This is a genomic window from Kribbella hippodromi (assembly GCF_039531045.1).
In the GTDB taxonomy this organism is placed as follows: Bacteria; Actinomycetota; Actinomycetes; order Propionibacteriales; family Kribbellaceae; genus Kribbella; species Kribbella hippodromi.
The window spans coordinates 98129-109894 of record NZ_BAAAPH010000009.1 but is presented as its reverse complement, the minus strand read 5'-3'; the positions used below and the strand labels follow the sequence as shown (position 1 = coordinate 109894).

Annotated in this window: 11 protein-coding genes; 5 read left to right on the top strand and 6 right to left on the bottom strand. The window is 67.6% G+C overall.

Translation table 11 applies throughout. From position 1 onward, the window contains the following. Positions 1-9: 9 nt before the first annotated feature. Positions 10-888, bottom strand: coding sequence for a LysR family transcriptional regulator (locus ABD260_RS15940; protein ID WP_344234305.1), 879 nt, complete (start codon positions 886-888; stop codon positions 10-12). A gap of 120 nt (positions 889-1008) precedes the next feature. Between ABD260_RS15940 and ABD260_RS15935 the strand changes: the two genes are divergently transcribed. The 4 genes from ABD260_RS15935 to ABD260_RS15920 are packed head-to-tail and all read left to right on the top strand — an operon-like array spanning position 1009 to position 5256. After that, the gene (locus tag ABD260_RS15935) at positions 1009-2010 is read left to right on the top strand and encodes a Bug family tripartite tricarboxylate transporter substrate binding protein (protein ID WP_344234304.1); all 1002 of its coding nucleotides are present in this window, start codon (positions 1009-1011) and stop codon (positions 2008-2010) included. Then, positions 2007-2519 carry a tripartite tricarboxylate transporter TctB family protein gene (locus ABD260_RS15930; protein ID WP_344234303.1) on the top strand — a complete coding sequence of 171 codons (513 nt, stop codon included), beginning with the start codon at positions 2007-2009 and terminating at the stop codon, positions 2517-2519. The genes ABD260_RS15935 and ABD260_RS15930 overlap by 4 nt, the downstream gene beginning before the upstream one ends. Continuing rightward, a complete protein-coding gene (locus ABD260_RS15925) occupies positions 2519-4009 on the top strand; it encodes a tripartite tricarboxylate transporter permease (RefSeq protein ID WP_344234302.1) in 1491 nt (496 codons plus the stop codon). Before ABD260_RS15930 ends, ABD260_RS15925 begins: the two co-directional genes overlap by 1 nt. Then, positions 4006-5256, top strand: a complete 1251-nt coding sequence (locus ABD260_RS15920; protein ID WP_344234301.1) for a glucarate dehydratase family protein — start codon at positions 4006-4008, stop codon at positions 5254-5256. Before ABD260_RS15925 ends, ABD260_RS15920 begins: the two co-directional genes overlap by 4 nt. 9 nt (positions 5257-5265) lie before the next feature. On the opposite strand, the gene ABD260_RS15915 is transcribed toward ABD260_RS15920, so the two are convergent. Together ABD260_RS15915 and ABD260_RS15910 are read right to left on the bottom strand one after the other, a co-directional pair. Next, on the bottom strand, positions 5266-5940 hold the full coding sequence (locus ABD260_RS15915) for a FadR/GntR family transcriptional regulator (RefSeq protein WP_344234300.1): 675 nt from the start codon (positions 5938-5940) through the stop codon (positions 5266-5268). Next, positions 5937-7052 (bottom strand): L-talarate/galactarate dehydratase, encoded by a 1116-nt coding sequence (locus tag ABD260_RS15910; RefSeq protein ID WP_344234299.1) that lies wholly within the window; start codon positions 7050-7052, stop codon positions 5937-5939. The genes ABD260_RS15915 and ABD260_RS15910 overlap by 4 nt, the downstream gene beginning before the upstream one ends. A gap of 134 nt (positions 7053-7186) precedes the next feature. On the opposite strand from ABD260_RS15910, the gene glsA reads away from it, so the two are divergent. Continuing rightward, the gene (glsA, locus tag ABD260_RS15905; RefSeq protein ID WP_344234298.1) at positions 7187-8677 is read left to right on the top strand and encodes a glutaminase A; all 1491 of its coding nucleotides are present in this window, start codon (positions 7187-7189) and stop codon (positions 8675-8677) included. 95 nt (positions 8678-8772) lie between these two features. Here glsA and glmS read toward each other — a convergent pair whose 3' ends face one another. The 3 genes from glmS to nucS all read right to left on the bottom strand — a co-directional run bounded on the left by glmS (position 8773) and on the right by nucS (position 11659). After that, positions 8773-10593 (bottom strand): glutamine--fructose-6-phosphate transaminase (isomerizing), encoded by a 1821-nt coding sequence (gene glmS, locus ABD260_RS15900; RefSeq protein WP_344234297.1) that lies wholly within the window; start codon positions 10591-10593, stop codon positions 8773-8775. A gap of 30 nt (positions 10594-10623) precedes the next feature. Next, on the bottom strand, positions 10624-10908 hold the full coding sequence (locus ABD260_RS15895; RefSeq protein ID WP_425553346.1) for a hypothetical protein: 285 nt from the start codon (positions 10906-10908) through the stop codon (positions 10624-10626). A gap of 91 nt (positions 10909-10999) precedes the next feature. After that, positions 11000-11659 (bottom strand): endonuclease NucS, encoded by a 660-nt coding sequence (nucS, locus tag ABD260_RS15890; protein WP_344234296.1) that lies wholly within the window; start codon positions 11657-11659, stop codon positions 11000-11002. Positions 11660-11766: the final 107 nt, after the last annotated feature.

The following is an 11766-nucleotide window of genomic DNA, read 5'->3' as shown; positions in this document are numbered from 1 at the left end:
TTTTTGGATCTAGTGATGCTCTGGGAGCATCGTGAGCACGCGCTGCAGGACTGGGCTGGTCGTGTCCCGGCGCCAGATCGCGTGCAGTTCGACCGGTTCGCCGGTGCCTGCGAGCTCGCAGTACGTCACACCGTCGACGCCGAAGCCGCGCGCCGACGCCGGCACCAAGGCGACGCCGCGGCCGGCCGCGACCAGCAGAATCACGGTCAGGATCTGCTGCACCCGTTGCTCGATCCGCGGATGCGCGTCGGCCAGGAACCGGACGGTCAACTCATGGAAGTACCGGGCCTGGGTGGGGGAGTAGCTGATCACCGGTTCGCCGGCGAAGTCGGACGCGCGCAGTGCGCGATCGAGGGTGCTGAGCCGATGGTTGCTGGGGACAACGGCACACAACGGCTCTTGGTATACCACTCGGGATTCGAGTGCGGTGGTGTCGAAGGGCGGCCGGCCAAGACCCAGATCCAGTTCGCCGCGGAGCAGTCCGTCGATCTGCGCTGGAGTGACGCGCTCGTGCAGGATCACGTCGACGTCGGGCAGTTCGGCGGCCAGTCGCTGGAGCAGTGGGCCGAGGGTGCGGATTGCCGAGGTCGCCGTGAAGCCGAGGCGCAGCGTGCCGGCGGCGCCTTGGTCGACCCGGCGGGCGAGATCGCCGGCGGTTTCGACCAGTGCGAGCAGGCGGCGCGCCTCGGTGAGGAAAGCCCGCCCGGCCTCGGTCAGCTCGACCTTGCGGTTGTCGCGGTCGAGCAGCCGCGCGCCGACGGCCCGTTCGAGCTTCTGCACTTGGCGGCTCAGCGGCGGCTGGGTCATGTTCAGCCGCTCGGCGGCGCGGCCGAAGTGCAGTTCCTCGGCGACCGCGACGAACGCGCTCAACTGATCGAGCGAAAACATGATTCCCGAAAGGTATCACTCAATGCCTTATCGGGCTTGGACAGGCATGATCACACCTCCCTACGCTCACGCAATCGAGCGGACCGAGCACTCCCAGCACTCCCCGCAAGGAGGATTCCGATGCTGTTCAGCAAGCTCAACCGCCGCGTCCTGGTGACGGCGGTCAGTGCTTCCGTCCTGCTGGCCGGATGCGGCGGGGTGAAGACGACTTCCACCGGCGGCAAGGGCGACTACCCGACCGGGAACATCCAGATGACCGTCGGCGCGTCACCCGGCGGCAGCACCGACCTGATCACCCGGGCGATCGCGCAGGGCGTCGGCAAGGAGCTCGGTGTCTCGCTGCCGGTGATCAACAAACCCGGTGCGAACGGGGCGCTGAACGCCAAGGAACTGCAGGCCGCCAAGCCCGACGGGTACAAGATCGCGGTCCAGAACGCGTCGCTGTTCACCATCACCCCGCTCGCGGTCCCGGCCGGCGAGGCGGTGCGGCTCGACGACTTCGACCTGCTCGGCGGCATCTCGCAGGACGACTACGTGCTGATCGCGCCGGTCGGCTCGGGATACAAGTCGATCGCGGATCTGAAGCAGGCCGGCAAGAACGTCAAGTACGGCACCACTGGAGTCGGGACCGGCGCGCAGCTCGCGTCCGCGCTGACCTTCAAGCAGGCTGGTATACCAGCGACCGATGTGCCGTTCGACGGTGGTGCGCCGGCGCTGACCGCGCTGCTGGGCAGTCAGGTCGACGTGGCAACGATCCAGGTCGGTGACGGGATCGAGCAGGTCAAGGCCAAGAAGGTGGTTCCGCTCGCGGTGTTCTCGGCCGAGCGGATCAAGTTCCTGCCCGGCGTACCGACCGCGAAGGAGCAGGGGTACGACGTCGTGGTCTCGCAGTACCGCTTCCTGACTGCGCCGAAAGGTATACCAAACGACGTGAAGACCAAGCTGGCCGACGCGGCGAAGAAGACGTACGCCACCGATGCGTACCAGAAGTTCAACGACGCGCATTGCCTGACGCCGATCGAGGTGTCGCCGGACGAGGTGCGGAAGATCCTCGACGGGTACGCGACGAAGTACAAGGCGCAGCTCGATCAGTACGGGATCTCGCTGGCGGCGAAGAAGTGAGTGCGGACCAGGAGGCCCTGCGGGCGGATCAGGAGGCCCTGCGCGCCGAGCAGGCCGAGGACCGGCCGCCGCACGCCGGGCCGTGGTCCCAGCTGGGCGCCGCGATCGTCGCCGGTCTGATCGGAGCCGGTGGGCTGGCCGGGTCGCTGGCCCTCGGGTTGGGGCAGTTGACCCAGCCGGGTCCGGGCCTGTGGCCGTTCGTCGTGAGCGTGGTCGTGACGGTGCTGTCGGTGGTGCTCGCGCTGACCGGACGCCACGGGACCGACACCGAGAAGTTCTCGCGCGCAAGCGTGCTGACCGCGGTCGCCGTCGTTTCGCTGGTGCTGTTTGCGGTGTTGCTGCCGGTCATCGGGTTCGAGATTCCGTCGCTGCTGCTGGCGTTCGTGTGGCTGCGGTTCCTCGGCAAGGAATCGTGGCTCTCGTCGGTCGTGATCAGCGTGGGTACGGTCGCCGCGTTCTACGCGCTGTTCGTCCTGCTGCTGCAGATCCCGTTGCCCAGGCTGATCTGATGGACCTGAGCCCGGTGATCGACGGTTTCGGCGTCGTACTCCAGCCGGCGAACCTGCTGTACTGCCTGATCGGCGTCGTGATCGGCATGCTCATCGGCGTGCTGCCCGGTCTCGGCCCGGCCGCGACGATCGCGATCCTGTTGCCGATCACGTACGGCGTCGAGCCGGTGTCCGCGATCATCATGCTGGCCGGCATCTTCTACGGCGCGCAGTACGGCGGGACGATCACGTCCGTGCTGTTGCGGCTGCCCGGCGAGGCGTCGTCGGTGGTGACGGTGTTCGACGGGTTCGCACTGGCCAGACAAGGACGAGCCGGTACGGCGCTCGGCGTCGCGGCGATCGGTTCGTTCATCGGCGGCACGGTGTCGATCATCGGCCTGACCTTGCTGGCACCACTGGTCGCCCGGGTCGCGCTGGACTTCGGTCCACCGGAGTACGCCGCGTTGTCACTGTTCGGCGTCCTGCTGGTGGCGACGGTGGGCAACGGCGGCCGGCTGAAGGCAGTCGTTGCCGCTGGCATCGGGTTGCTGTTGGCAACGGTTGGCCGGGATACCTTCACCGGTGCGAGCCGATTCACGTTCGACAGCCTGAACCTTGCCGACGGCATCGACTTCGTGCCGATCGCGATGGGACTGTTCGGGCTCGGCGAGATCCTCTACAACCTGGAGGAGCGGCACCACAAGCAGCAGCAACCGGTCGCGGTCACGAACGCCTGGCCGTCGCGGGCCGACCTGCGTCAGTCGAGCGGCGCGATCGGCCGCGGCTCGGTGATCGGATTCGTGCTCGGCGTGCTGCCAGGTGGCGGCGCGACGCTGTCATCGCTGGTCGCGTACGCGCTGGAGAAGCGGCGGGCCAAGCAGCCGGAGCGGTTCGGCCGTGGCGCGGTCGAGGGCGTGGCGGCACCGGAGACAGCGAACAACGCGGCCGCGACCTCGTCGTTCATCCCACTGCTCACGCTTGGTATACCAGCGAACGCGACGATGGCGCTGATGTTCGGAGCGCTGCTGATTCAAGGTATACCGCCCGGTCCGCAGCTCGTCTCGGAGCACCCGGAGCTGTTCTGGGGTGTGGTCAACTCGATGTACCTCGGCAACATCCTGCTGCTGATCATGAGCATCCCGCTGGTCGGGCTGTTCGTGAAGATCCTCAAGGTACGGCCGACGGTACTGGCGCCGATCACGGTACTGATCACGCTGCTCGGCGTGTACACCGTCGCGAACCAGGTGTTCGACATCTTCCTGGTGATCGTGTTCGGCGTCCTCGGCTACCTGATGAAGAAGTTCGGCTTCGAGCCGGGCCCGCTGGTGCTGGCGTTCGTCCTGGGCAGTGTGATGGAGACGGCGGTCCGGCAGTCGCTGCTGATCTTCGGCGGCAACCCGGCCGGGTTCTTCACCCGGCCGATCTCCGGGACGGTGCTCGCGGTGCTGATTGTCGTCCTCGCGCTGCCCGCGGTACGACTGATGACCCGGCGACGGAAGGAACTCGGATGACCAGGATCTCCCGCATCGAACTGACGCCGGTGGCGTTCGCGGATCCTCCACTGCTCAATGTGGTCGGTGTCCACGAACCGTTCGCGCTGCGCACGATCGTCCAGGTCCACACCGACGACGGGCTGGTCGGGCTGGGGGAGACGTACGCGGCCGACGATCACCTGGCGCGCTTGGCCGCGGTCGCGGAGGTGCTGCCCGGTCTGGACGTGTTCGATCTGAACGGCCTGCGTCGCCGGGTCCATGACGCGCTCGCTTCGGGTGGCGCGACACAGGTCGGTGGCATGCTCAACCTGCAAGATCCAGTCGACGTGGTGATGTCGCCGTACGAGGTTGCGTTGCTCGATCTTCAGGGCAAACAGCTCGATCGGCCGGTGGTCGACCTGCTCGGTGGGGCCGTACGCGACGAGGTGCCCTTCAGCGCGTACCTGTTCTACAAGTGGGCGGCGCATCCGGGAGGCGAACCGGGCGCGTGGGGTGCGGCGCTCGACCCGGACGGGATCGTGCGGCAGGCGCGGACGATGATCGACCAGTACGGCTTCACGGCGATCAAGTTGAAGGGCGGGGTGTTCGAGCCGGCGCAAGAGGTGGAGGTCGTACGCGCGCTCGCCGCCGCGTTCCCGGAGCACAAACTGCGGATCGATCCGAACTGCGCGTGGACCGTGGAGACGTCGGTACGGGTGGCGCGCGAGCTTGAAGGCGTCATCGAGTACCTGGAGGATCCGACGCCGGGGATCGAGGGGATGGCGGAGGTCGCGCGGTATACCAAAATCCCGTTGGCCACGAACATGTGCGTCATCGCGTTCGCCCAGCTGAAACCGGCCGTGCTCGCGGACGCCGTTCAGGTGGTGCTGTCGGACCATCACTACTGGGGTGGGCTCCGGCGGTCGCAGCTGCTGGGCGGGATCTGCGACACGTTCGGGATGGGGCTGTCGATGCACTCCAACTCGCATCTCGGGATCAGTCTGGCGGCGATGACACACCTGGCCGCGGCGACCCCGAATCTCACCTATGCCTGCGATACCCACTACCCGTGGAAGACCGAGGACGTGATCAAGCCTGGCGTGCTGCCATTCGAGCGCGGGAGCGTACGGGTGCCGCGCGGGCCCGGGCTCGGCGTGGAGCTCGACGAGGACGCACTGGGCAAGCTGCACGAGCAGTACCTGGCCGGTGGCATCCGGAAGCGCGACGACACGGGGTACATGCGCACGGTCGACCCGGAGTTCACGCCGAACACCGCGCGCTGGTAGCGGCGAGAGTCAGCCGTTGGTCAGGCGGCGGCGGGTGTTGGACAGGTGTACGCGGGTGGCCGCGCGGGCTGCTTCGGGGTCGGAGCGGGCGATGGCGGCGTGGATGTTCTCGTGTTCGTGGACGACGCGGGTGAGGTGGTCCGGGTCGTCCATTTGGTATACCGGGTTCAGCCGGGTCCGCGGCAGCATGATCATCATCGGGCCCAGGTCGTTGATCAGGTCACTGTAGAAACGGTTGCCCGAGGCAACGGCGACCTTGAGGTGGAAGCTGAAATCGGCCTCGACCGAACGTGCCGGATCGTCGCCGACCCGGCGGAAGTCGTCGAGCGCCCGCTCGATCCCCTTCAGTTGATGGGCGGTACGCCGGCTCGCGGCCAGGCCGGCCGCCTCGCTCTCCACACCGATCCGGAAGTCCATTAGCTCCAGTACGTCCCGATGCGAGCGCACTTCGCGCAGTCCGGACGTACGCTCCGGGAGCTCGAGGACGTACGAGCCACGGCCCTGGAACGTCTCCACCAGTCCGGCAGCCTGCAATTGGGATACCGCTTCGCGGACGACGGTCCGGCTGACCCCGAACTCCTCGACCAGGCTGTACTCGGTCGGCAGTTTTGCGCCCGGCGAGATCGCACCGCTGAGGATTCGTTGCTTCAGCTCCTCCACAATTTGGTATGCCAAACCGCTCATCGGAACTCGCAGCGGTCGACGGTCCACCGCGTGCACTGCTCGCTGGTGGTGAAGCCAAGGCCGGGGCGATCCGGCACGAGCATCCGCCCATCGACCGTTTCCAGTCGCTCGTTGAACAGCGGGTTCAGCCATTCGAAGTGCTCGACCCACGGCTCACGCGGGTACGCCGCGGCCAGGTGCAGGTGGATCTCCATCGCGAAGTGCGGTGCCAACTGCAGACCGTTGTGGTCGGCAAGCGTCGCCAGCTTCAAGAACGGCGTGATGCCGCCGATCCGCGGTGCGTCCGGCTGGATGATGTCGGCCGCTCGCGCGTCGATCAGCCGTACGTGCTCGCCGACGCTGGACAGCATCTCGCCAGTCGCGATCGGGGTGTCAAGCGCTGCTGCTAGTTGGGCATGGCCCTCGGCGTCGTACGCGTCCAGTGGTTCCTCGATCCAGACCAGGTCGAACTGTTCGAGCACTCGGCCGAAGCGGAGTGCGGTCGGTCGGTCCCATTGCTGGTTCGCGTCGACCATGAGGGGTACGTCGGGGCCGAGGTGGTCGCGGACGGCTTGTACGCGGGCCAGGTCGATGCGGGTGTCCGGCTGGCCGACCTTGATCTTGATGCCGCCGATGCCGGCCGCGAGGGACTTCGAGGCGCGTTCCTTGACCTCCTCGATCGGCGCGTGCAGGAACCCGCCGGAGGTGTTGTACGCGCGCACCGAATCGCGGTGTGCGCCGAGGAGTTTGGCCAAGGGGAGGCCGGCGCGTTTGGCCTTCAGGTCCCACAGGGCGATGTCGATCGCCGCGATCGCCTGGGTCGCGACACCGGAGCGGCCGACGGAGGCGCCGGCCCAGAGGAGCTTGTCGTAGAGCTTCGCGATGTCGGACGGGTCCGCGCCAAGAAGGTTCGCGGCGACTTCCTTCGCGTGCGCGTACTGCGCTGGTCCGCCGGCGCGCTTCGAATAGCTGAAGCCGATGCCGTGCTGATCCTGCGAGGTGTCGATCTCGGCGAACAGAAACACGATCTCGGTCATCGGCCGCTGCCGGCCGGTCAGCACTTTGGCATCGCTGATGGGCTGATCAAGCGGCAGAACCACAGAAGAAAGCTGCACACGGCGGATGCGATCCATGCCAGGTGATCGTACAAGTGGATGAGTTGTCTAACAATGGGCCCGGCGGTTGACGTTGACGTAACAAGGGGGAACGGGCGTGGAAACACGGGTCTGGGAAACTGCAGCCGCCAGATCTGGGGAAAGGGAAATCGTTGACGGAATTGGCGGAGTTGGCAGCAGCGCGGTTGCGGTTGTTCACGGAGTGGGACAAGGACGGTGATGGGCGAGTTTGGATGTGGGACGTGCTCAGCCGGCTGGGTCAGGCGGGGATCGATCCGCTCGAGCCACGGGTGCGTGCGGCGCTGGCCGGTGCCCGGGATGCCGACGGCCGGCCGTTGGAGGTGGGCATTGACAAGCAACCGGCACAGATCGACTTTCCAGAGTTCGCCAAGATCGCGGAGCACGGCGACGGGGTGATCGGGCGGGCATTGGGCGATGAGCTGGCGGTCTCACACGCTGAGTTCGCCGAGCTCAGGCAGAGCATGGAGAGGATCTACACCGATCTGCTGCCCAACGAGGAGGGCGCCGTCGCGGACTACATTCCGACGTTGCGGGATGCCGATCCGGACAAGTTCGGGATCGCGATCTGTACGGCCGACGGGCAGGTGTTCTCGATCGGGGACGCGGACGCCGGGTTCAGCGTGCAGTCGACGTCGAAGCCGTTCAGTTACGCGATGGCGCTCGAGCAGCACGGCGCCGAGGAGGTGCATCGGTGGGTCGGTCAGGAGCAGAGCGGCGGTACGTTCAACGACCCGCGGCTCTCGCTCGATCATGACGGCAAGCCGAAGAACCCGATGATCAACGCCGGCGCGATCGCAACGCTCGCGCTGGTTGAGCCGGGGCTGGCTGAGACAGCCCGGTTCACCGAGGTCAAGAAGACTTGGGAGCGGATGATGGGTGCGGAGCCGGGGTCCGACACCCCGACCTTTCTTGCTGAGCGGGACACCGGGCACGGGAACCGTGGGCTGGCCAATCTGATGGCCTCCCGGGACATGCTGCGGGTCGACCCGCGGGACCGCGATGCGCCGGACAAGGCGGCCGAGTTCTACTTCCAAGTGTGCTCGCTGCAGGTCGACGCGAAGCGGCTCGCTGCCGCCGGCGCGACGCTGGTGAACGGGGGCGTCGGGCCGTACTCCGGGGAGCGGGTGTTCTCGCAGGCGACGTCGGGGCAGGTGCTGGCGGTGATGGCGCACAGCGGGATGTACGACGGTTCTGGGCAGTTCTTCGGCCAGGTCGGGCTGCCCGCGAAGAGTGGCGTGTCCGGGAACGTGATGATGGTGGTGCCGTCGAAGCGGCTCGCTGTCGTGGTGTTCTCGCCGCGGCTGGACGAGGCCGGGAACTCGGTGCGCGGTGTGGAGGTGTGCCGGCGGCTGGTGAACGAGTTCGGCCTGCATCCGTACAAGGGCCTGGGAGCCGACCGCGGCCGCGGAACCAGCACGGCGAGCCGCCAGGTGGCAGGCCGGGGGACGGCGGATCGCAAGGCGGACACCGCGGGCGCGCTCCAGTACGCCCTCGACGGCGTGCGCGGCCCAGCGACCGGTTCCGCACCTACCGGGACGAGCACCGCTCCGGCCGCCGGCACTGCCGCGTCCACCGCCGCGGCCACCGAGCGCACCAGCCCGCGCCCGGGTCACCAGCTTTAGCAGCGGATCCGCAGGACATCACAATGGACCGAACCCCGCCGCGCTGAGCGTGGCGGGGTTCGGGCGTGGGGGATGGTGATGGCCTGGCGATCCGCCTATTCGACGGTGACCGACTTGGCCAGGTTGCGGGGCTTGTCGACGTCGTGGCCGAGGGCAACCGCCGCGTAGTACGCGATGATCTGCAGCGGGATGGTCAGCAGGATCGGGTCCAGCTCCGCCTCGTTCTTCGGGACCACGATCTTGGCGGCCACCCCGTCCGGGATGTCCACACCCGGGTGCGTGACCACGTACAGCGGGCCGGACCGCGCCCCGATCTCGTGCAGCGCGCCGATGTTGCGGTCCACCAGCTCGTCGTCCGGAACGATCGCCACGCTCGGTACGTCCGGCGAGATCAGCGCCAGCGGACCGTGCTTCAGCTCGGATGTCTGGTACGCCTCCGCGTGCCGGTACGAGATCTCCTTCAGCTTCTGCGCGCCCTCCCGCGCCACCGGGTACCCGCGGGTCCGGCCGACGAAGAACAGCGACTCGTGCTGCGCGAGCCGGCCCGCGATCTTGGCCAGCTCCTCTTCCTGGGCGACGATCGCGGCGATGTGCTCGGGCAGCTTCTTCAGGCCGTCGATCAGCCGCCGGCCGTCGGCGGGGGAGACGTCGCGGATCCGGCCGAGGTGGATGCCGAGCATCGCGAACCCGACCGCCATGTTGGTCAGCGCCTTCGTGGACGCGACCGAAACCTCCGGGCCGGCGTGCAGGTACACGCCGCCGTCGACCTCGCGCGCGATGCTGGAACCGACCGCGTTCACCAGGCCGATCACCCGGCCGCCCTTGCGCTTCAGCTCCTGCACCGCGACCAGCGTGTCCAGGGTTTCGCCGGACTGCGACACGGCCACGTACAGCGTGTCCCGCTCGACCACCGGGTTGCGGTACCGGAACTCGGACGCCGGCTCGGCGTCGGCCGGAATCCGCGCGACCTCTTCGATGAACTGCGCGCCCATCTGGCCGGCGTAGTACGCCGAGCCGCAGCCGAGGATCTTGACCCGCTTGATCTCGCGCGCCTCGCGGGCGTCCATGTTCAGGCCGCCGAGGTGCACGGTGTGGAAGCGCTCGTCCAGCCGGCCGCGGATGGCCCGGCCGACGGCGTCCGGCTGCTCGTGGATCTCCTTCATCATGAAGTGCTCGTGCAGGCCGCGCTCGTACTCGTCGGCTTCCCACTCGACCGTCTTCGCGGTCTTGGTGGTCGGCGAAGCGTCCTGGGTGAAAGTGCGGTACCCGTCGGCGCGTACGGTGGCCAGCTCGCCGTCGTCCAGGTACACCACCTGGCGGGTGTACCGGATCAGCGCGGCCGCGTCCGACGCGACGTGCATCTCGCCGTCGCCGATGCCGAGGATCAGCGGGCTGCCGTTGCGGGCGACGACGATCCGGTCCGGGAACTCCAGGTCGATCACCGCGATCCCGTACGTGCCGTCGATCCGGCGCAGGCTGGCCAGCACCTTCTCCTCGAGGGTGTCGCCGTCGGCCTGCTCGATCAGGTGTGCGAGCACCTCGGTGTCGGTGTCCGAGCGGAGCTTGACGCCGGACTCCTCGAGCTGCGAACGGAGCGCGCCGGCGTTGTCGAAGATGCCGTTGTGGACGACCGCGATCCGCTCGTTGCCGCTCATGTGCGGGTGCGCGTTGTCCTTGCTCGGACCGCCGTGGGTGGCCCACCGGGTGTGGCCGATGCCGAGCTTGCCGCCGAACCGCTTCGGCAGCGAGGCTTCCAGCTCACGGACCCGGCCGGCGTCCTTGTGCACCTTGAGCTCGCTGGCGCCGAGAACCGCGACGCCCGCCGAGTCGTAGCCCCGGTACTCGAGGCGGGCCAGTCCGTCCACCAGGATGGGCGCGGCCGGCTTGGGGCCGACGTACCCGACGATTCCGCACATGTAGTGGTGCCTTTCGGAAGGTTGTGGAGGTCAGCCGTAGACGATCCGTCGTAGCTGCCGGGCGGAGAGTTCGGGCGAGCGGACCGGCCAGTGCCGGAGCTCGGTGCCGAGCCGGGCGAAGATCTCGTCGTTGCGGGCGCCGTAGGTCTGCAGCTCACGGTGCCGGCGCCGGACGTACTCCTCGGTCGTCTCGGTGAAATAGGCAAGGACGTCGGCGACCACGCGTCGCGACACGTCCGCCGACAGGCCGGTCGTCCGGCTGACCTGCTCGGCCAGTTCGTCCACCGGCTCTACGGCCGCTGCCTCACTGATCACCCGTCAACTCTGCAGGTTCCGGCGGTCCAAGGCAAAGGATCTGCCCGAAATCGGGCAAATTCTCTGCTTTGTCAGGAGTTAGAGGGTCGTTTTAGAACAGCCGGAGGACGTCCGACTCCATCCCGCGGAGTGCGTCGTAGTCCACCGTCAGGCACTCCAGGCCACGATCCGTCGCCAGGAACTGGGCCTGCGGCTTGATCAGCTGCGCGGCGAAGATGCCGCGCACCGGGGCCAGCAGCGGGTCGCGGTTGAGCAGTTCCACGTACCGGGTCAGCTGCTCGACGCCGTCGATCTCGCCGCGACGCTTGATCTCCACCGCGACGTGCTTGCCGTCGGCATCACGCAGCAGCAGATCGACCGGCCCGATCGCGGTCGGGTACTCACGCCGTACCAGCGTCCAGCCGTCGCCGAAGGTGTGCACGTGCTCCGCGAGCAGCTCCTGCAGGTGCGCCTCGACCCCGTCCTTGATCAGCCCGGGGTCCGTACCCAGCTCGTACGCGGTGTCGCTGTGCACCTCCTGGAGGGTGATCCGGAGCTCCTCACCCGCCTTGTTGGTGACGCTCCAGACGCCGTCCTCCTCGGTGAGTTTGCACGGCGGCGACATCCAGTTCAGCGGTTTGTACGACCCGCCGTCGGCGTGGATCAGGACCGATCCGTCCGCCTTCACCATCAGCAGTCTCGGCGCCATCGGCAGATGAGCCGTCAGCCGCCCCGAATAGTCGACAGAACACGTAGCAATGACCAAGCGCACGAGAAAGCACCGTAGTGCACATCCTGGCCGGAACCTATGTCGCCCGGCCGGGGTGAGGTGGCAGGGTGGTGATCATGATGCCGAAGGTGAGCGAAGGGCAGTACGCG

What these genes read in the sequence shown, in the direction of transcription:
- ABD260_RS15940 (WP_344234305.1), bottom strand. Translation starts at nt 888, where the DNA reads ATGTTTTCGCTCGATCAGTTGAGCGCGTTCGTCGCGGTCGCCGAGGAA.
- ABD260_RS15935 (WP_344234304.1), top strand. Translation starts at nt 1,009, where the DNA reads ATGCTGTTCAGCAAGCTCAACCGCCGCGTCCTGGTGACGGCGGTCAGT.
- ABD260_RS15925 (WP_344234302.1), top strand. Translation starts at nt 2,519, where the DNA reads ATGGACCTGAGCCCGGTGATCGACGGTTTCGGCGTCGTACTCCAGCCG.
- ABD260_RS15920 (WP_344234301.1), top strand. Translation starts at nt 4,006, where the DNA reads ATGACCAGGATCTCCCGCATCGAACTGACGCCGGTGGCGTTCGCGGAT.
- ABD260_RS15915 (WP_344234300.1), bottom strand. Translation starts at nt 5,940, where the DNA reads ATGAGCGGTTTGGCATACCAAATTGTGGAGGAGCTGAAGCAACGAATC.
- ABD260_RS15910 (WP_344234299.1), bottom strand. Translation starts at nt 7,052, where the DNA reads ATGGATCGCATCCGCCGTGTGCAGCTTTCTTCTGTGGTTCTGCCGCTT.
- glmS (WP_344234297.1), bottom strand. Translation starts at nt 10,593, where the DNA reads ATGTGCGGAATCGTCGGGTACGTCGGCCCCAAGCCGGCCGCGCCCATC.